Source organism: Magnetococcales bacterium (assembly GCA_015228935.1).
In the GTDB taxonomy this organism is placed as follows: domain Bacteria; phylum Pseudomonadota; class Magnetococcia; order Magnetococcales; family DC0425bin3; genus HA3dbin3.
Genome location: JADGCO010000015.1, coordinates 1 through 18,354 on the forward strand (window position 1 = coordinate 1; position 18,354 = coordinate 18,354).

Sequence of the window (18,354 nt, forward strand, 5' to 3'; positions counted from 1 at the left end):
GAAATCATCTCAAAAGCAGCTCGAAAAATGGGAAAAGCTGCGAAGATGGGTCAAGGGTTGGAACAGGTTTTGATCAATATAATTATCAATGCTTTGGAATCTCTTCCAGATCGCAGTCGTTCCGTTTCTGTTTCAGTTCATATTTATGAAGAACTGAATAATTCCATGGCAGCCATTTTGATCAGTGATCATGGTCGTGGCATCAGGAATGATATTATCAATAAAATTTTTCAGCCATTCTTTTCCACCAAAACGGATCAGGGTGGTACGGGTCTTGGTCTGGCCATCTCAAGAAAAATAATTGAATCCCATGGCGGAAAAATTCACATCAAGTCGAGTTTTGGTTTTGGAACCATTGTGACCGTCTTGTTGCCGATCCGATCCCGCATGAAGTTTTGATTCAACTGTCTGATCCACGAAAACAAAATATTATTGAAAGTGGTTGGGGGAGTCTGAGGGGGAGGCTTCGCCTGCCCCCTCAGCGGGGGTCTGGGGGCAGCGCCCCCAGGAAAAACGGGCTGAACGGTTACGTTCACTGTTTCTGTCATGCAATTTTATGTATCATTTTTATTGTATTTCTGAGTTCAATCAAATGATCACGAAGCTGTTTGGATCGATCTTTCAACCAATTCAATTTTATAAAAACGTCTTTACTGTGTTCAATGACATCCATTTGCTGATATTTTTGTAAATCATCCCGAATATTGTCAATTTCATTCATGATTTGTTTAACAACCTTGTCCCCTCCCATGGATTTCCAGACTTGATAATCCATGTCTCCACCAACCAGGCCCATTTTTATTTCCAGTAACAACCGATCAACACACATGCATGATTCGTTGACTTCGTCGGCATACAGTTTTTTCTGCTGATGTAAAAACTCAGCTTCATCAATAAAATCCGAGGTGTTTTTAATTAAATTGACGATCATGATAAGTTGTTCTGACAATGAATAAATACGCGGACTCTTGTAATACAAAGGCGTATATAAGCTTGTATTATTGATATATAATTGTATATGGCTATTATAATCTATTCCGGCACCGGTAACCATTTTTGCTTCTTCAATAATTTCATCCAAAATTTTAGTATAGTGAAGTATAGCCGACTTCCATGGGCTGATCCATGATGAATCAAACATTTCAATCTTTTTCATAATATCTTTTAAATAATCATTTTTCAGCAACGGGATTATTGTTAATATATTTAAAATATCTTCCATACAGTCACTGACAGTTGATTGATCTTTGGAATTTTTATTGGCAGAAAGCTCGCAATAATTTTGAATAAATATTTTGCGGGACCATGGAAGTATTTCTTTATCATGAGAAAATGTCGAGAAAAAAACCAAATAAACAAATTTTGATATTGGATAATAAATATAATAGATCAGAAAATACATAAAATGTCCCTTGAATTTTTGCAACACATGGTTGTTCATATTATTTGTATTTGTATGACATGTGCCGACCGGATTTATTGTATCACATTCCCATATCTTTAAAATTCCAGCAGAGTTGCAATATGAACATAACCCGGTTTTTTTTGTTTTGTTGGTAATTGACTTGACGAAATTATCATTGCCATTTTTCAGATCGAATTGATCCCGGGGGGCCAGTTCTTTGTAGGCCAAATTGAGAGTCATTTCAAAATCCCGTTGGATCGTGGATTTTAATTTTCTACTGGTGATCGCTTCCATGAAATTCAATTTTTTGAATAATGGTACCGTGCAAGATCGTTTCAAATTTCTGTCAAATCTTTCTTGACCTTTTTTCATGCTCAGCAGGAGTTGATTTCCCAATTGAATAAATGATATTTTGTCGGGGTTTTTATTCCATTGCAATTCCGGATACAAGATTCCCAAAAATCCACATTCGTCACGATCCATGGCTTCTCGAATACGATCCATGGCGAGATCAAGAGCAAGGACACCGTATAAAATTTTCTTGCGTATTACAGGTCTGAAAAGGTGTAAAAACCAGATTTTCGAATTGACGAAAAAATTTGTATCCACTTCACCATATTTCAGTTCGAAACTTAAGTGTCCCAGCCATATGAATACGGCGTCCTGTATCAATAATTTTGAAGGTCTGGGCAACCAACTTAAAAGAGAAACCCATATTTCTTTTTTTTCAAAAAAATCATTGATATTTTGGACAAATTCATCCGACAATTTTGAAAACACGGACGATTTTATCTTAATTGCTTTTCCATCCTCTCTGGCTGTCTTTATTATTGAACGGGAAAAAAATAATATTTCTCCAAAATTAAATAGAATAGAAAAAAATATTGCAAATAGTATGATAAAGCCGGCCAGAACCACCCCATATTGATCTACCAGAATCCGATTCAAGTCCGTGGTATTCTTGTGAACGACCACGGCATGGGTATTTTTTTTGATCGAATTCGTCCTTTCGGCAAAATAGGATGTTTCTTGATCGACGAACCGGGTAGCGAGGCCATGGTAATTGGCATGGATGGAAACAAAGGTCAGCACGACAGCCAGGAAAACCCAGCGTGGTTTCATTTTGAACAAATGGACCAGGCCGCCCCAAAATTGTTCTTTTTCGGCAATTTCCTGCAACAGACGGCTTTTGAAATCAAGAACGACCAGGGAAAGAAAAAAACCGACGACCATGCCGATCACTTGACGGGAAGTTTCCCCGGAAATTTCGACAGACAAGGTTGCCAAAATATTCTGAAATGCAGAGGTCTGAAAAAATTCATGAACACCATGAAACGTTGCCCATGACGACAGAATAAAAAAAACGACGGACAGAAAAGGTTTGATATGAAATTTAGAAGAGACCGCACTTGTTCCACGCCCACAAAATTCCGAAACAGTGCCTTTGACAATGTCCTTGAATGTTCCATGTGCGGCTTGCATGTTGAGTTGAAAAACCATTTGTGTCAGTATGAAGAACGGATTGTCGATGATGTTTCCTTCATCCCCGCTATTCAATGAACTTTCAAAAACCGAGAGCTGATCAAGGAGAGGCGTTCTGACTTCATTCACTTGTGTCGGATCGGCTTCTGCAATTGAAAGTCTCTCTTCTGTGACCTTGTCGCGCAGCACGGCGACGGCTTGCAGGGTTTCGGACCACTTTTCTTGTGCATGGAGAAAAAATTCCTGATAGCTTTCCATGCAGGAGATGTGATCCCTGTTTTGAATTGGCAAAAGGCAAATCAGATCGTCTGGATTGACCTCATGGGAGAACAGATTGACGACCATACGACCATAAACGACCAATGGACGTGACATCGGACTTCCATTTTCCTTGTTGGGTAATGTCACATCCTGGCCAATCATGTCTGAACCGATTCATCCAAACTGGACACAGCAAATGAATACAAAACACCCTGTTACGCAGGGACCCGTTTCAGTATTTCCAGGAAGGGTTTTTCATCATGTTGATTCAAAAAAAAAGTCTTTTTATTGCAGGACTTGTTTTGGCACAGACATCTTTGTTGCCCGTCGATCTGTCTTTCAAATTGCAAGACCTCCAATCCGCCACACTCCGGACACCGAATATCCACGACGATGTTTGAAATATTATTTTGGGCCAATGGAAAATTTCCACTGACTCCATTATACAGACCGTACTCGGTCATTGTTGGATCGTTGCAACAGGGAACCCGATGTTCCGAATCGGAACCATGCCCATGATTGCTTTGATCCAAAATTTGTCTCTTGTTCTTTTGTTCTCCTTCTGGTTGAAAATGCTGGATTGAATATAAATATTCAGTTGCGTACAAGTTTCCTCGTCCGGAATAACCCATATGGTGATCTTGGCCGGAACCCGTGGGTGCCATATCCTTTTTGCAGCATATGTCACAAACTTCAATATACTCTCTGCAATCGCACCTGACAAAACTGACCAGATTTTCCAGTTTCAGAATCAAAAAAATCTTTGCTGCGTTGGCACTGATATTTCTTATTGAAAAAGTGAAATTTCTCTCTTTCGAAAGTTGATGCAAACGTAAAATCAGGCCAGCCGATTGGCTGCAAAAACCGTTGGCATTGGAGAGGTCAATCAACAAATGAAAATCAATTTTCGACTTGTAATCATTGACCGCTTTCAGGATGGAGCCATGCTCCATGAAATCGAAACTGTCACCGGAAAAAATCAGTAATGTATTGTTTTTTTTAAAAAATTTTTGAATCATGTCGTGATCCTCGGGTAGATTCTCGCCATTTGATTTGAAAAGTCCATCGGCAACAGAACTTGAGCAAGAAACGGACCGGACATGAATATTGAAAATAAACACAGCAATATTATTGTGTTATCTGCTTCCAGGTGGCAAGGTGGGGGGTAAAAACAGATGTACCATAACTTCAGATGGCAGGTCATGCCATGGCGGCAGAATATAAATTAATTTAATAAAATACAATGCTTTACGCAATGTGTACCATTTTGATTCGCATGAGAAGAGACGGTACATGCCATTCAATTCATGCAGCAAAAAAAATTATCAATGCCCTCCCAGATACGCCTGTCGCACATGCGGATCCGCCAGGAGTGCTGCCGAGGTTCCTTCCATCTGGATTTGACCATTGACCAGGACATAACCTCGATTTGCAAATTGCAATGCCTGATTGGCATTTTGCTCCACCAGGAAAATGGTGGTTCCTTCGGCGGCGATCTGGCGCAAGGCAGCAAAGACCTGGCGGATCAACAACGGAGCCAGGCCCAGACTGGGCTCATCGAGCAGCAACAGACGGGGCCGGCTCATCAGGGCGCGACCGATGGCGAGCATTTGTTGTTCACCGCCCGACAGGGTTCCGGCTCGTTGGTGACGACGTTCTTGAAGACGCGGGAAAAGGGTATGGACATGCTCCAGGAGAGCAGCCTGCAAGTTGCTCCCTCCGGGTTGCGGCACCTCGTTGACCAGGGCTGTGGTACCCAGAATCAAATTTTCTTCCACGGTCATGGTTGGAAAAACCCGGCGTCCCTCCGGTACCTGGGCAATGCCCAAACGGGCAATGCGATGTGTGGGGATGTGGGCAATCTCTTTTCCGGCAAACACAATCCGTCCCGACAGGGCACGGGGCTGGCCGAACAGGGTCATGAGCAGGGTGGATTTGCCGGCACCGTTGGCCCCGATCAGGGTGACGATCTCCCCCTGGTCGATATGCAGCGACACGTCATGCAGGACCTGCACGGCTCCATAAGCGGCATGGACGTTTTCCAGGACCAGGAGGGATTCGGTCGTGCTGGCGGCGGTCGGTTTCATGGCCGGAACGCACCTGGTCGGGCCACTTCCGGATCGATGATCAACGGAAGGCGTCCCTGGTCTACAGCCCTGGTGGAGGATGGTGCGGGAGAATGGGGAGGAGGGGAGAAGGTTTTTGTCGTGGACGTGCTTCCGGATGGCTCCGCCACTCCCAGATAGGCCTCCAGAACGGCGGGGTGATTCTGGACAAAGTCCGGTGTGCCGTTGGCAATCACCTCGCCATGGTCCAGGACCACCACATGATCGGAAATGTTCATGACCAGGTTCATGTCGTGTTCGATGAGCAGCACGGTCAAATCGTGATGGTCTCGCAAACGGAGAATCATCTGGCTGAGGGCCTGGGTTTCCATGGGATTGAGGCCGGCAGCGGGTTCATCCAGGCACAGCAGGACGGGGTCGGTGCAGAGGGCACGGACAATCTCCAGACGTCGTTGTTGACCATAGGGCAGCTCGCCGGCCAGGCGATTGGCATCATCCAGCATGCCGAACAGGTTGAGCCAGCCCATGGCCCGGTCCAGGGCCGCCGACTCCGCGCACAGATAGCCACGGGTACGAAACACACCGGCCCACACGTTACGGTCCACGAGTTGGTGTTGGGCCACCAGGAGATTTTCCATGACGGTCATCTCCCGGAACAGGCGCACATTCTGAAAGGTGCGGGCCACCCCGGAACGCACCACCTGATGGGTCCCGGCCGTCAATCCGTCGAAGAGGCGGCGTGTCAGGGCAAGGGGATTGACCGAGCCCCGAAAACGCGAGGCAGAACCCATTTTTTGGCCCAGATCGACCACACCATCTTCCCGATGCAGGTGAATCTTTCCCGCCGAAGCCGCATAGAAACCGGTCAGGCAGTTGAAGACGGTGGTTTTGCCGGCCCCGTTGGGACCGATCATGGCGGTGATCGAACCACGCGGCACCTGAAAACTCACCTGCTGCAAGGCGGTCACGCCGCCAAAGCGCATGGTCAAATCCTGGACGGTAAGAAGATCGCTCATGGTCGATGGCTGCTGTTGGACCGTTTCCACGGCAAGATGGGTTCATGAATCCCGATTTTTGGGTACAACCCGGATGTCCAGGGCGACGTTTTCTTCCAGGGCCACCTGGGAACTTTCCAGTTTGACGACCAGGGTCGGCTGGCGTTGCAACAGACGAATCTCCGTACCGGGAACAAATCCCATGTTCAGCAGGCGGTTCATGCGGGTTTCATCGGCACAGTTCAGATGGACGATCCGCGCCGCGCTGCCCACGCGCAGGTGATTGAGTGAAATCACCGTGGTTTCGACGGATTGGCGGGATTCCCTGCAACACTCTCCTTCCGGAATGCTGGAGCCGTGCGGACAGGTGCGCGGATGTCCCAGGAGGGTGCAGATGGCTGTTTCCAGCTCCGGTGCCAGGACATGTTCGTATTCGCAGGCGGCTTTTTCGGTATCCTGGGCATTTTTTCCCAGCACATCGACAATCAGCCGTTCTGCCAGACGATGCCGGCGGACCAGACCCCGCGCCATTTTCCGCCCGTATTCCGACAGGATGATCCGGGTTCCCTCGATACGCAAGAGGCCGTTGCCGGAAAATTCTTGCAGATACTCTTCATAGATTGGATCGGGGGCATGTTTCTGGAGGGTGGTCACGGTCAGTTCGTGTCGTTCTTCCAGTCGCCAGAGCATTTCCATCAATTCGTCCCGGCGGTGTTCCTTTTCCAGCCGCATGTTCATTCTCCGTCAGCGTTTACCGAAGTATTTTTTGTGAATTTTCTATAAATTCACTAAGAGGCTGTCAAAAAACTTGTTAATTTCAAAAAAAACGAGTGAAAAACTGGGATGGACTTTTTTCAATCCTTGAAAATCAAACATGCAGACGCAGTACCTGATTGACCAGGCCGCCAACCAGGACGGCAATGACGATAATGGCCAGATTCATGGCCACGGCCCAGCGCAGTCCCACTTCCTTGACCATCATCACCGTATTGGAGATACAGGGGATGAACAAGGTGATCACCACGAGGCCCACAATGATCTGCACGTTGGAGAGAAGTCCCGATTCGGCCAGATTCTTGAAATAGATCGCGCCCACCTCCCGTCGCGACAGGACCATGATGAAGGTTTCTGTCACCTGATCCGGCAGGGAGAGAAAGCCGGTCGTGATGGGGCGCAGGAGCCATTTGATACCCTGCAACAGACCGGTCTTTTCCAGCGTGAACATCAGGCCGGCGGCCACGATGAACAACGGAAAGGCCTCCAGCAAAAACCATTTGATCCGATGGTAGGTTTTCAACAACGTGTTGCGCCAGGAAGGCCACTGAAAGGGGGGAAGTTCCAGGATGAACTCCGTCTTTCTTCCGGTTTTGATCACCCGGTTCAACACGAGACTGCAAACGATATTGACACCTCCCACCGTACCGATGAACACGAGCAGGGACCAAAACGGTGCCACGGCGAGGATTGCAAAAATGATTCCCATTTGCACGGCACAGGGCATGCCCAGGGCGATCATGAAGGTGGTGACCAGGCGCTCCTTGCGGGTTTCGAGCATGCGGCAGGTGAGGGTTGCCATGGTGTTGCAGCCGGCTCCCAGCACGAGGGGCAGGACGGATTTTCCGGTCAGGCCAAAGGGCTTCAGGGAACGATTGGCCAACACGCTCAATTGCGGCAGGTATCCAATATCTTCCAATAAATTCAATATGAAAAAAAAGACCAGCAAAATCGGGACAACGGTCATCAGGGCATTGAAGGCCCCCATGGTCAGGAGACCATACTGGCCGGTCAGCAGGTCATGGGCGAAGGGGTGGGTGATGAGGGCGTCGATTCTTTGAGTCAGGGGGGTAAAGATCCAGGCTTCAAGGATGGTGGCCAAAGCGGGTGCCAGAACACCAACGCCCTTGAAAATCACCCACAACACGGCCAGAAAAATGGGCCATCCCCATATGGGATGCCGGGAGTAGTGTGCCAGGCGTTGCGATGTTTCGGTCAGGGCCAGACGGGATCGTTCCTGCGAGGTGCGACTGATCGTATCGGCCCAGCTTTCCCATGCGTTGAAGGCCAGCGTGCGCAGTTTGTTGATGCCATGGCGTTCTTCCAGATGCTGCGCCATGGCGGTCATCTTGTCCGTGCCCACCTCCCACCAGTGTGCGGCAAAATAGTCGCGCACCGTCGCATTGCCCAGCAGATATTGCAGCAACAAGGCAGGAGGGGGAGGGGGACCATCCGGCGGGAAAAGCGCTTCCAGTTCCCGACGCCCCTCTTCCAGAATGGTGGGCAGGGCAATTTGTTTGTTGGAAACGACCGGCTGCGCCAGGGCTGCGATCACCTCGTCGATGCCAATCTTTTCGGCGACCACCGTCTCCACGACCGGTATCCCGATTTTTTTGGAAAGTTGCCGGGCATTTACGACCAGGCCGTTTCTGCCGGCCTCGTCAACCTTGTTGAGACAAAACAGGGTGGGAATGTTCAATTCCAGAATCTGGGCCAACAGCACCAGGCTTTGTTTCAGGCGGGTGGCATCACCACAAAACAGAATCCGGTCCGGGGCTTCCGTGACCAGGACCCGCACCGTTCTTTCCTGGTCGGCGGAAAAAGTGATCAGGGAGGTGATCCCCGGGGTATCCAGGAGTTCAACATCCTGTTTTCCCAGAACAGCCCGTTTCCGATCAATCCGGACCGTTGTTTGTGAATAGTTGGCAACGATGGCATAGGATTTGGTCAAGGCATTGAAAAGCGCACTCTTGCCTGCATTGGAGAGACCCACGATGGCAACGGTCAAAAGACGTTGGGTCGAGCAGACCAACGTGCCCGTTGCCTCATCGACGGCGCAATGCGTCTTTCCCAATGGCTTCCCTCCCTTATTGAGAATCATTCTCTTTTGCGCGACCAATTAAGAACCACTTTCAGCGGGGTGTCAAGACCATTTTCCCGGGCAGGCTTTCGGTGATTTGCATTGATTTTTCAAATTCTTAATATTCATAACAAACTGATGTTGATGGCCATTCTCCAGGATTTTGGTCAGTTGCCGACCGAAGGCAAAATTCTTTACCGAATCTTGACTTGAAAATCCAAAAAAATTTCGTAGAATGCCTCGTTCACTGCGGGTGTTTTTTCCGTGGGCCGAATCTGCTCCATTTCTTCCAGCATTTTGCTGCTTGTCGTGAACGACACGAACTGATAGAGGATTATGCGCGTGAAACGATTGTTACTTTTTGGTGCAGGAATGCTGCTTTTGCCTGCCATAGGTTCAGCCGCTGATGGTCTGGTCGCATCCCAGGCCGTGATTCACACGGTCTTGGGGGTTCCCATCGATTTTATCCTGTTTGCGTTGGTCCTGTTGGGCGTGGCGACGCAACCGGATCGGACTTTCCAGGTGGCGATGACGGGTCTGGTGGTCGTCCTGGGTTACAAGCTGTTCATTGCCGGTTTCAGGGGTGGACCGGGACTGACCGGTTTGAAACACCACATGATGCATGAGTGGGTAACCCTGGCCAATCTGCTTTGTTTGTTACTGGGTTTTTCTTTGCTGGCCAATCATTTTGAGAAAAGTGGCGTGCCGGAAGTTCTGCCCAGATATCTGCCCAAGGGGTGGAAAGGTGGTTTTGTTCTGTTGCTTCTGGTGTGTGTCATCTCCAGTTTTCTGGACAACATTGCAGCCGCGTTGATCGGTGGAACCATTGCCCGCATCGTTTTTCGTGGCAAGGTTCACATTGGATATCTGGCTGGTATTGTGGCGGCATCGAATGCGGGAGGTGCCGGAAGTGTCGTCGGTGACACGACCACGACCATGATGTGGATTGCCGGTATTTCACCCCTGCAAGTTCTCCATGCCTATGTGGCGGCCATTCCTGCCGTGTTCATCTGCGGTATTCCGGCTGCCATCCAACAAGAGGGTTATTCTCCCCTGGCCCTGCCTGATAACCAGCACGGCAAGTTGGATTCTGGCCGGTTTTTCGTGGTCTTTTTTGTTCTGATCATGGCCATCGTTGCCAACTACGTTGCCAATGTAGTCGTCGTGGGATTGGCGGATCGGATACCGATTATCGGCATGGCGGTGTGGGCTGCGCTTCTCGTGATGATCCCGGTGCGCAAGCCGGAGTGGTCGCTTGTTCCGGGCAACCTGAAAGGGACTTTCTTTCTCCTGGCCTTGGTCATGACGGCATCTCTCATGCCGGTCGAAGAACTTCCCCGTGCATCCTGGCAAACCGCCTTGGGTCTGGGATTCCTCTCCTCGGTGTTTGACAACATTCCCTTGACGGCACTCGGTATTGCTCAGGGTGGCTTCGATTGGGGCATGTTGGCCTATTGCGTGGGTTTCGGAGGATCCATGATCTGGTTTGGCTCCTCTGCCGGTGTGGGTCTTTCCAACATGTATCCTGAGGCCAAATCCACCTGGGGCTGGATCAAAAACGGTTGGCATGTGACCGTGGCTTACACCATCGGGTTTTTCATCCTGTTGAGTACGTTGGGTTGGCAACCTAGTGAAAAAGGTCACAAAACCGACATATCAACCGCAATCCAGATGCAGGATCCTGCTGCCGGGGTGCAGATTCCCGTTGCCAAAACGGCTCCTGCATCGCAAAAATAGTGGGGTTTGGAAAAAATTAAAAAAAAAAGAGTCTGGAGGATTTTCATCTTCCAGACTCTTTTTTTTGTCAATGTGATCGTATTCAAACCGGGACAGATCAACTCTCTGGAGGATATTTATTGACCAGCGTCTGAAGGGCATGGCGCGGAATTTTGCTGCCATACTCTTTCCGCATTTTGGATAACTCTTCCTTCAACCATTTGGGTACACGACACCAGCGTTGTGCATTATCCGGTTTATGAAACCGCGTTCTGCCATCACTCGCGTGGGGATTGTACAGGCCGTTGGGCGAAATGTCTTTTATGTTGTTCAGGACGGATGCGGGGATGATTTCCTTGGTGTCGCCGGTTGGACAGTCAATTTTTCCGCAGACGACATCCTCGACGGTCAGGTTGAATTCGGAAGCGATCTCCATAAAGCGGGCAAGACACTCTTCCCGGCTTGTTTTGGCTTTTTCTGATTTGGCACTGTTGGCAATGTTGATCAGTTCCTCGATGTCTTTCAGAGACATGGTGCTGAAATCTGGTTTCATGCGGCTCTCCCTCCAGAGTCGGAAATTGTGATAACCGGACCATTGTAAACAAAATTTTTAAGGATGCACCTGGAAAATTTTCTGTTCGATGTGCGTTTGCAGAGATTTTCACTCTTGACTGGATAGACGATAAGGTGCATCGCCGTTGTGACAAGGATGGCACGACCTTGGACAAGGTGATGATCATCAGTAAATTGTTTGCTGGAAAGGTGATGTCATTAAGTTGAAATGTTTGAAGGAGAGGGACGGATGTCCTGTGGAAAGCGAACCGGCCCCAAAAAAAAGCGGCACCCGAAGGGTGCCGCGATCTGGATTGCCGGCAATTTTATTGTGTGACGTATTTTTTGATCAACCGGCGTAGCTGCACTGGCTGGCTGCGGTCCGGGTATCCATGTTGCGACCCCGGTTGGTATGGTCATCGATTTCTGCGGCGCTGCCGATCATGCGTCCGAACAGGAAGGTCGTAAAGGCGGCGCCTTCCATGGTGGCATCGCTGATCTGGCCGTCGATGAAGGGTTTCCACAACATTTTCAACAGGAGGATGGCAATCAGGGCATCCACGTTGACGCAGTAGACGTTTTTGCTGACGCCTGCCTTGAACAGCGCCTGGACCAGTTTGTGGTAGAAGTCATGGAAAATGTTGTACTCATTGCGTTTGTTGAACAGATCCGCCACGAACACTTCCCGGGGGTCGTAGTTGACATCCTTGCCCTTGAAGATGGGGTGGTTGACGCAGGGAATCTTGCCGTAGTTCAGATTGCCTTCGGCCTTGGCCTTTTTCTTGTAGGAACCATAAGCCCTGGCTTGTTCCATGGCCATTTCGTCCAGATTCAGGCCATGGTTGGGGTTGGCCGGGTCTTGCAGGCCGCTCTTGCGGAAGCAGTCGAGCAGGAAGGAGATGGCTTCGTAGCCGTTGCCGCCATGGGCATAGCCGGTGTGGGTCAGGAAGCCGATGTAGCCTTTGTTGACCTGGATCCGATCCTGCATTTCCGGGCCATCGGCACTGACGGCTCCCTTGGCACCCTGGGCCGAAATGGTTCCGGGTCCATTGGTGGTGATCAAGCCCAACAATACCGAGAACGAGTACAATTCGCTGTCGCTGGGGCGATGATCGAACAGGGCGAGGAAGGCGGTTTCGGTAAAGCTCCAGTTGCGCATCAATTCGCCGACATCCACGCCGCTGAAGTTGCGTTGATCGGGTTGGCGGGATTGCGGCACGGTACACCCCACCAGGGTGCTGAAAACGATGAAGTGCCAGGGCATGTTGTTCAGGGTGATCAGGGAGAGACGCTTGTGCAACAGGGGGACCCAGGCCAGATGACAGGTGACGGCGGCCAGAATGGTCAAGTCTGTGGGTTGGGTGCCGTTGCGTTCGGCGATGGCGCGGACAAAATCGACGAAGACCGAGCCGGTTCCCCGGGCTTCCATGGCCTGCAACATTTCCTGGACGCGACGATCCTGCCGGTTGGTCGGGACGAATATTTCGCGCAGGGCGGGGTTGTTGTTGGCTTGTTCCAGTTGGGGACCAAAATCAAAGCCACGTTGACCGGGATTTTCCAGGTTGGTGTTGCCGAACAGATCGACGAGTGCCTTGACGGCATCCCGCGCTCCCTGCACTTCCCGGGGCCCGATCAGGGCCAAGGCTGCTGTAAGAACCGTGTTGGGGCTGTTGCCGGCGGCGCGTGCTGCGTCGGCGGCGGCCAGGCTGATGGTGCCGCTTTGATTGACAAAGGCATTCAGCACGACATTGGTCAGGGCGCGGCCCGTGGCATCCGGATATTCCCGGATCAGGGCGAGGACCAGGTTTTCTTCCAGGGTTTTGGTGGAGGCATCCAGAATACTCAGGCCATGGATTTTGCTGACCTGGGTCTGGGCATCCATGCGGGATGCCCCTGAACAATCCTTCATGTTCTGGCGGGGGAAGACGGTTCCCACCTGCCGGGTCAGGACTTCGATCTGTTGATCGTAGGGGGCCATGGCCCGGACGATGGGGATATCGAGTTCCTTGGGCAGCTCCAGGCCCTGATTGTTGCCGAACCAGGGTTTCAGCTCCAGGGTGCCACGGGGCGGAAAGTCGGGTCCGACACCATGTTGCGCCATGACATCGGTGAGGGCCATGGGAATGTGGGCAATGTTGGTGACCACGGCACCTTCGGGCGAAAACACCCGGTTTTCCGGTGTGTAGATGTCCTTGACGCCCAGTTTGTCCATGAACCACCGTTCTTTGGCGGCGGCGTCGTCTCCGGAGCCGGCGATGGCACCGGCATGGCCACAGGCCCGGCTCAGTTTGGCTTTCCAGCGGCCCACGATGCAGGCCACGACCGGCTTTTTGAAGGAGAGGTCGATTTCGTAGTAACCGCCTGGTTCGATGTACATCACCGCTGCCTGGGTACGATAGTCATTGTGGAAGGCGTAGGTGAATTCCGGGGCGGCGAAGTGGATGTAGACATCCTTGCCCGAAGAGAGGGAGACTGTGGTCCCCCAACCGCCGGTCAGCAGGTAGGTGGCGATGGTGGTGGTGAAATTTCCGGAGTTGGAGTAGATGGCGATGGAGCCTGGGACCAGGGACTCTTCCGGGGCATTGCCACCCAGGGCACCGCCGATGCGGACATGCTGGTGGGCATCGGCCACACCGAGACAGTTGGCACCGAACACATCCACGCCGCGCTGCTGGCAATATTGCCGGATCATGCGCGAGTGGGCCACCGGGACTTTTTCGGTGAGGATGACGATTTTTTTCAGTTCCGGATTGACGCGCACGGCTTCGATGACCGAGTCGCGCACCCCGGAGGGGGGAACGTAGACCACGGCCACATTGAAGCGATGACCGGCTTCCAGGGCTTCCAGGACGTTGTGATAGACCGGAATGTTGCCCATGGCGGTTTTCATCACTTCACCGCCACGGCCAGGCATGGTACCGCATACGACGTTGCCGCCGGAGTAGACATGGCTGGTGGGGGTGACCGTGCGGCTTTCGCCCCCGAGTATGTTCAACACACACACCCGATCTTCCCGGGTGGCAATGCCCATCAGAGAGTGAATCCCGACATAGTAGGGAAACTTGATCTCTCCCTTGGCCTGCATGTAGTTGTAGCCTTTGTTCAATTCAAAATTGAGCTGCTGGTTCATGGCAAACCTCTATCCCCTGCGTGAACTCCCCGGTTGGGGGAAATGCTCCGGTCAATTGGCGATTCCCAGTTTACGGGCGATTTGTTGCCGTCCGCCCTTGGACATCCACACATCCACGGCCTGGGCAAAGTTCACCACCTCGCTCATGGCCGAGTCGTGCCCGAACATGCGGTAGGGGAGACCCAACCCGTCCAGGGTGTCACGCAGATAGCCAAGGCCACGAACCAGGTTGGGGCCGCCACGTCCGACCACCACGAACAGCGGTTGCGGGCCATGGGTGCTGAAATATTCCCGCAACCCGTCGGCCATGGCCCGGAAGGTTTCATAGATATCCGTGTTGTTGGCCTTGCCGCCGATCAGGAACAGCACGTTGGTCTGCTTGATCCAGTGGCGATACGTGATGCGGCTGATGTCCAGCATTTTGCTGTAGGGGGGATTGCCACCAAAGTCGGATGAAATGGTGGCGCTGTCGCCCAGCAGTTCCGTCACCAGGGCGTTGGCACCGCCGCCGAAGGTCATGGCGGTGATCGTGCCGTGCGGGTTCATCACAAACACGTCCGATTGTCCCTGATAGGTCCGCAACTGGTTGACTTCCAGTTCAAACGGTGACAAGTCCGTCTGGAACAAATCCTTGGAGAGACCCAGGCGGTCTACATTGGGATCGTCGCCATCGAAGGCGGCCTTGAAGTCGCAGGCCACCGGGGTCAGACGCCCCTTGCTGTCTTCCATCATGCGGATGGGATTCAGCTCCAGGGTGGTCATGCCGTAGTGGTGGAACAGGTCCCACAGCTTGGGCAGATTCTGCACCAGCGGGCTGATGATTTCGGCAGGGGCATTCAGCTTGTTCAAGGCGTTGTTGACGATGAATCCCTTGAAACCGGTCAGGGGATCAAAAGGCACCGAGGCGATTTGATCCTTGGGCAGTTCTTCGATGTCCATGCCGCCGTGATGCGTGATGGTCATGGTGGGTGCCCGGAATTGTGTATTGTCGGTCAGGGAAAAATAAACCTCATGTTTGCAGGGAATGAAGCTTTCGAAGGTGACTCCTTCGGCTTTGGCAACCGTATTCCGCACCCGGTGTTCTGCAAAATAGAGGCGCTCTTTTTCTTTCATGGCCGTGGCAACATCTGTGGCCTTGCCGATCAATCCGGCCTTGCCTTTTTTGCCGATGCCACCTTTGAAGATTGGTTTGACCAGAACGCCACCGAATTCGTCGATGACGGCCTGGATCTCTTCCTTGGTCGCTTCCGGCCCGAGGATTTTTGCTGTCGGAAACCCTACATATTTCAGCAGTTTGGCTCCCAAACTCATGCCTGTTATCTGCATCGTCAACCCCTCGCTCAGAACGTGGACGACTGACACTCATTCGCCCTGATTCAACCCAAACTCGCTCGATTGTACCAATATTTTTTTTATCAACAACGGAAAATTGCCAAGATTTCTTAACCTGGCCAAGCTTGGCTGCGGTCAAGGGAGTCGGAACCACACAAAAAAACGGACAAGCCGCCCATGCTGCTTGTCCGTTTTTTCTTTTTTTATTCCGGAATCATGACCCCACCGGCAGATGTCATGGTTTTCTGACGTATGCCGTGGCGGGAGCGACGGGGCTCGAACCCGCGACCTCCGACGTGACAGGCCGGCGCTCTAACCAACTGAGCTACGCCCCCGCATGTGCAACGCTCGCCAGGGTGACCTGTTTTCTGGCGAGAGTCAATTCTCGACGCGATACAATTCAGCATCTTTGCGTCGGGAGGCACCATAAGCCTCCTGTTCCGGCATGTCAACCCTTGCTGTCACCTGAAATGGAATCATCCGGTTTGATCCTGGATGCGAGGTGTTGACGGCCTGAAACCTGTACCGGTTTCAGGCATTCTCCAGCGCAGCCACTTTGGTTTGCAGGGCATTTTCCTTGGCTTCCACCTTGGCGATCATTTCCTGATGGAACTCTTTTAATTTCCGGGCCAGTTCCGGGTTGGTCAGGGCCAGGATGCGCACGGTGAACAGGGCGGCGTTCTGGGCACCGGCCTGACCGATGGCCATGGTGGCTACGGGAATGCCACCCGGCATTTGCACGGTGGCCAGCAGGGCATCCATTCCTTGCAGGGAGGTTGCGGAGAGGGGCACACCGATGACCGGCAGTGGTGTCAGGGAGGCCACCACGCCGGCCAGATGGGCGGCGGCACCGGCCCCGACGATCATGGCCTTGAGACCGCGTTCGGCGGCGGTGACGGCATAATCATGGGTACGGGCCGGGGTTCGATGGGCCGAGGTGACCGTCACCTCGCTGGGAATTCCGAATTTTTTAAGAATTTTGACCGCTTCCTGCATGACTTCCCAGTCCGAATCGGATCCCATCAGGATTCCAACCAGTGGCTGTTTTGGCATGATCGACTCCTTGTCTTTTGTTGATGTGATGGTGCGATCATCGGTCTTGATCATCGATTCGGCCATTCTTTCTGTCCAAACCCCGTTACGTTTTTCATTTGTTTGATGGCGCGATGGCCGATATCCCGTCGGAAATGGACATCCTGCCAATGGACAAGATTGACAGCCGCATAGGCATGCTGTTGTGCTGTTGCCGGGTCGGACCCCAGGGCCGTCACGCCCAGGACCCGGCCTCCCTGGGTGACAATTTGGGCATTCTGCTGCCGGGTTCCGGCATGAAACACCATGGTATCTGGCAGTTGGGCCGCCTGTTCCAGGCCGGTGACGGGCAGACCCTTGCGATAGGAGCCGGGATAACCACCTGCCGTCATGACCACACAGAGGGCCGTGCGGGGATCCCAGGTGATGGTCATGTCCCGCAGTGAACCCCGGGCGGCGGCTTCCAGGAGTGGGACCAGGTCGGATTGCAGGCGCATCAGGAGGGGTTGGGTTTCGGGGTCGCCAAAACGGGCATTGAATTCCAATACCCGCAGGGTCTCTCCGTCGATCATCAGGCCGGCATACAGGACACCGCGATAAGGACGGCCTTCGGCGGCCATGGCCCGCACCGTGGGGAGCATGACCTGTTCCATGGCCAGGTCATGCAGACGGGGTGTCAACACCGGGGCCGGGGAGTAGGCCCCCATGCCGCCGGTATTGGGTCCCGTATCGCCATCTCCCACGGCCTTGTGGTCCTGCGACCCGGCCAGGGGCAGCACGGTCTCCCCATCCACCAGGGCCATGAAGGAGGCCTCTTCACCAGCCAGAAAATCCTCCACGACCACCTCATTGCCCGCTTCGCCAAACTCCCGGATCACCATGATCCGTTCGACGGCAGCCACCGCATCGGCCACCGTGGGGCAGACAATGGCCCCCTTGCCGGCGGCCAGCCCGGAGGCCTTGACCACCATGGGTGCGGAACGTTGCCGAACGTGCGCCAGGGCCGTGGCCGAATCGGTAAAGAGACGATAGGCCGCCGTGGGGATGTCATACCTGGCAAACAAATCCTTCATGAAGGCCTTGGATCCTTCGATGGCGGCGGCGGCCCGGCTGGGGCCGAACACGGCCAGGCCGGCAGCCTGGAACAGATCCACGATGCCCAATACCAGGGGGGCTTCGGGTCCCACGACGGTCAGATCGATTTTTTCCTGCACGGCAAAATTTCGCAGGCCGGACAAATCTTCCGATCCAATATCGACGCAGGTGGCCACCTGGGCGATACCCGCATTGCCCGGGGCGCAAAATATGTGCGTGACCCGTGGTGACTGGGCGATTTTCCAACACAGGGCGTGTTCCCGCCCGCCACTACCGATGACGAGTATGCGCATGATGTTTTCACCTGTCCATTTCTTGCTTTTCGGTTGAAGTCATCCATCGACCTGATTCCAGGTGCGTGGCTTGAATGCCATTGGATTGAGAAGGCGTACCGTATCCCCGGATGGGGCAATGACGAAAAGCCCGGCCTTCAT

The 18,354-nt window shown here is 52.4% G+C and carries 11 protein-coding genes, 1 tRNA gene and 1 pseudogene; 2 read left to right on the forward strand and 11 right to left on the reverse strand.

Translation table 11 applies throughout. From position 1 onward, the window contains the following. Window positions 1–399: GHKL domain-containing protein (locus HQL65_05870; GenBank protein ID MBF0135748.1), on the forward strand; the 399-nt coding region annotated here is incomplete at its 5' end. A 145-nt stretch (window positions 400–544) separates the two neighbouring features. Here the strand turns inward: HQL65_05870 and HQL65_05875 are convergent. From HQL65_05875 to feoB, 5 genes are all read right to left on the reverse strand, one after another. Continuing rightward, complete coding sequence (locus HQL65_05875) at window positions 545–3,310, reverse strand: hypothetical protein (protein ID MBF0135749.1); 2,766 nt, start codon at window positions 3,308–3,310, stop codon at window positions 545–547. Between the two features lie 1,163 nt (window positions 3,311–4,473). Further along, the gene (locus HQL65_05880) at window positions 4,474–5,235 is read right to left on the reverse strand and encodes an ABC transporter ATP-binding protein (protein MBF0135750.1); all 762 of its coding nucleotides are present in this window, start codon (window positions 5,233–5,235) and stop codon (window positions 4,474–4,476) included. Next, on the reverse strand, window positions 5,232–6,230 hold the full coding sequence (locus HQL65_05885) for an ABC transporter ATP-binding protein (GenBank protein MBF0135751.1): 999 nt from the start codon (window positions 6,228–6,230) through the stop codon (window positions 5,232–5,234). Before HQL65_05885 ends, HQL65_05880 begins: the two co-directional genes overlap by 4 nt. A 42-nt stretch (window positions 6,231–6,272) precedes the next feature. Beyond that, window positions 6,273–6,941: a metal-dependent transcriptional regulator gene (locus HQL65_05890; GenBank protein MBF0135752.1), complete on the reverse strand. Its 669-nt coding sequence runs from the start codon at window positions 6,939–6,941 to the stop codon at window positions 6,273–6,275. Between the two features lie 136 nt (window positions 6,942–7,077). After that, the gene (gene feoB / locus HQL65_05895; protein MBF0135753.1) at window positions 7,078–9,057 is read right to left on the reverse strand and encodes a ferrous iron transport protein B; all 1,980 of its coding nucleotides are present in this window, start codon (window positions 9,055–9,057) and stop codon (window positions 7,078–7,080) included. Window positions 9,058–9,495: 438 nt separating this feature from the next. Here feoB and HQL65_05900 point away from each other — a divergent pair. After that, window positions 9,496–10,692 (forward strand): annotated as a pseudogene (locus HQL65_05900) (citrate transporter). A gap of 205 nt (window positions 10,693–10,897) precedes the next feature. On the opposite strand, the gene HQL65_05905 reads toward HQL65_05900, so the two are convergent. The 6 genes from HQL65_05905 to purD all read right to left on the reverse strand — a co-directional run bounded on the left by HQL65_05905 (window position 10,898) and on the right by purD (window position 18,213). Beyond that, window positions 10,898–11,332 (reverse strand): hypothetical protein, encoded by a 435-nt coding sequence (locus HQL65_05905; GenBank protein MBF0135754.1) that lies wholly within the window; start codon window positions 11,330–11,332, stop codon window positions 10,898–10,900. Between the two features lie 348 nt (window positions 11,333–11,680). Continuing rightward, window positions 11,681–14,461, reverse strand: a complete 2,781-nt coding sequence (locus tag HQL65_05910; GenBank protein MBF0135755.1) for a CoA-binding protein — start codon at window positions 14,459–14,461, stop codon at window positions 11,681–11,683. A gap of 51 nt (window positions 14,462–14,512) precedes the next feature. Continuing rightward, window positions 14,513–15,787 (reverse strand): carboxylate--amine ligase, encoded by a 1,275-nt coding sequence (locus HQL65_05915; GenBank protein MBF0135756.1) that lies wholly within the window; start codon window positions 15,785–15,787, stop codon window positions 14,513–14,515. A 264-nt stretch (window positions 15,788–16,051) separates the two neighbouring features. Beyond that, window positions 16,052–16,128 (reverse strand) — tRNA-Asp (locus HQL65_05920). Between the two features lie 196 nt (window positions 16,129–16,324). Then, window positions 16,325–16,846, reverse strand: a complete 522-nt coding sequence (gene purE / locus HQL65_05925) for a 5-(carboxyamino)imidazole ribonucleotide mutase (protein MBF0135757.1) — start codon at window positions 16,844–16,846, stop codon at window positions 16,325–16,327. Window positions 16,847–16,896: 50 nt separating this feature from the next. Next, window positions 16,897–18,213, reverse strand: a complete 1,317-nt coding sequence (gene purD, locus HQL65_05930; GenBank protein MBF0135758.1) for a phosphoribosylamine--glycine ligase — start codon at window positions 18,211–18,213, stop codon at window positions 16,897–16,899. Window positions 18,214–18,354 lie beyond the last annotated feature (141 nt).

What these genes read in the sequence shown, in the direction of transcription:
- HQL65_05905 (MBF0135754.1), bottom strand. Translation starts at nt 11,332, where the DNA reads ATGAAACCAGATTTCAGCACCATGTCTCTGAAAGACATCGAGGAACTG.
- HQL65_05915 (MBF0135756.1), bottom strand. Translation starts at nt 15,787, where the DNA reads ATGCAGATAACAGGCATGAGTTTGGGAGCCAAACTGCTGAAATATGTA.
- HQL65_05875 (MBF0135749.1), bottom strand. Translation starts at nt 3,310, where the DNA reads ATGATTGGCCAGGATGTGACATTACCCAACAAGGAAAATGGAAGTCCG.
- HQL65_05910 (MBF0135755.1), bottom strand. Translation starts at nt 14,461, where the DNA reads ATGAACCAGCAGCTCAATTTTGAATTGAACAAAGGCTACAACTACATG.
- purD (MBF0135758.1), bottom strand. Translation starts at nt 18,213, where the DNA reads ATGCGCATACTCGTCATCGGTAGTGGCGGGCGGGAACACGCCCTGTGT.
- HQL65_05890 (MBF0135752.1), bottom strand. Translation starts at nt 6,941, where the DNA reads ATGCGGCTGGAAAAGGAACACCGCCGGGACGAATTGATGGAAATGCTC.
- purE (MBF0135757.1), bottom strand. Translation starts at nt 16,846, where the DNA reads ATGCCAAAACAGCCACTGGTTGGAATCCTGATGGGATCCGATTCGGAC.
- HQL65_05880 (MBF0135750.1), bottom strand. Translation starts at nt 5,235, where the DNA reads ATGAAACCGACCGCCGCCAGCACGACCGAATCCCTCCTGGTCCTGGAA.
- HQL65_05885 (MBF0135751.1), bottom strand. Translation starts at nt 6,230, where the DNA reads ATGAGCGATCTTCTTACCGTCCAGGATTTGACCATGCGCTTTGGCGGC.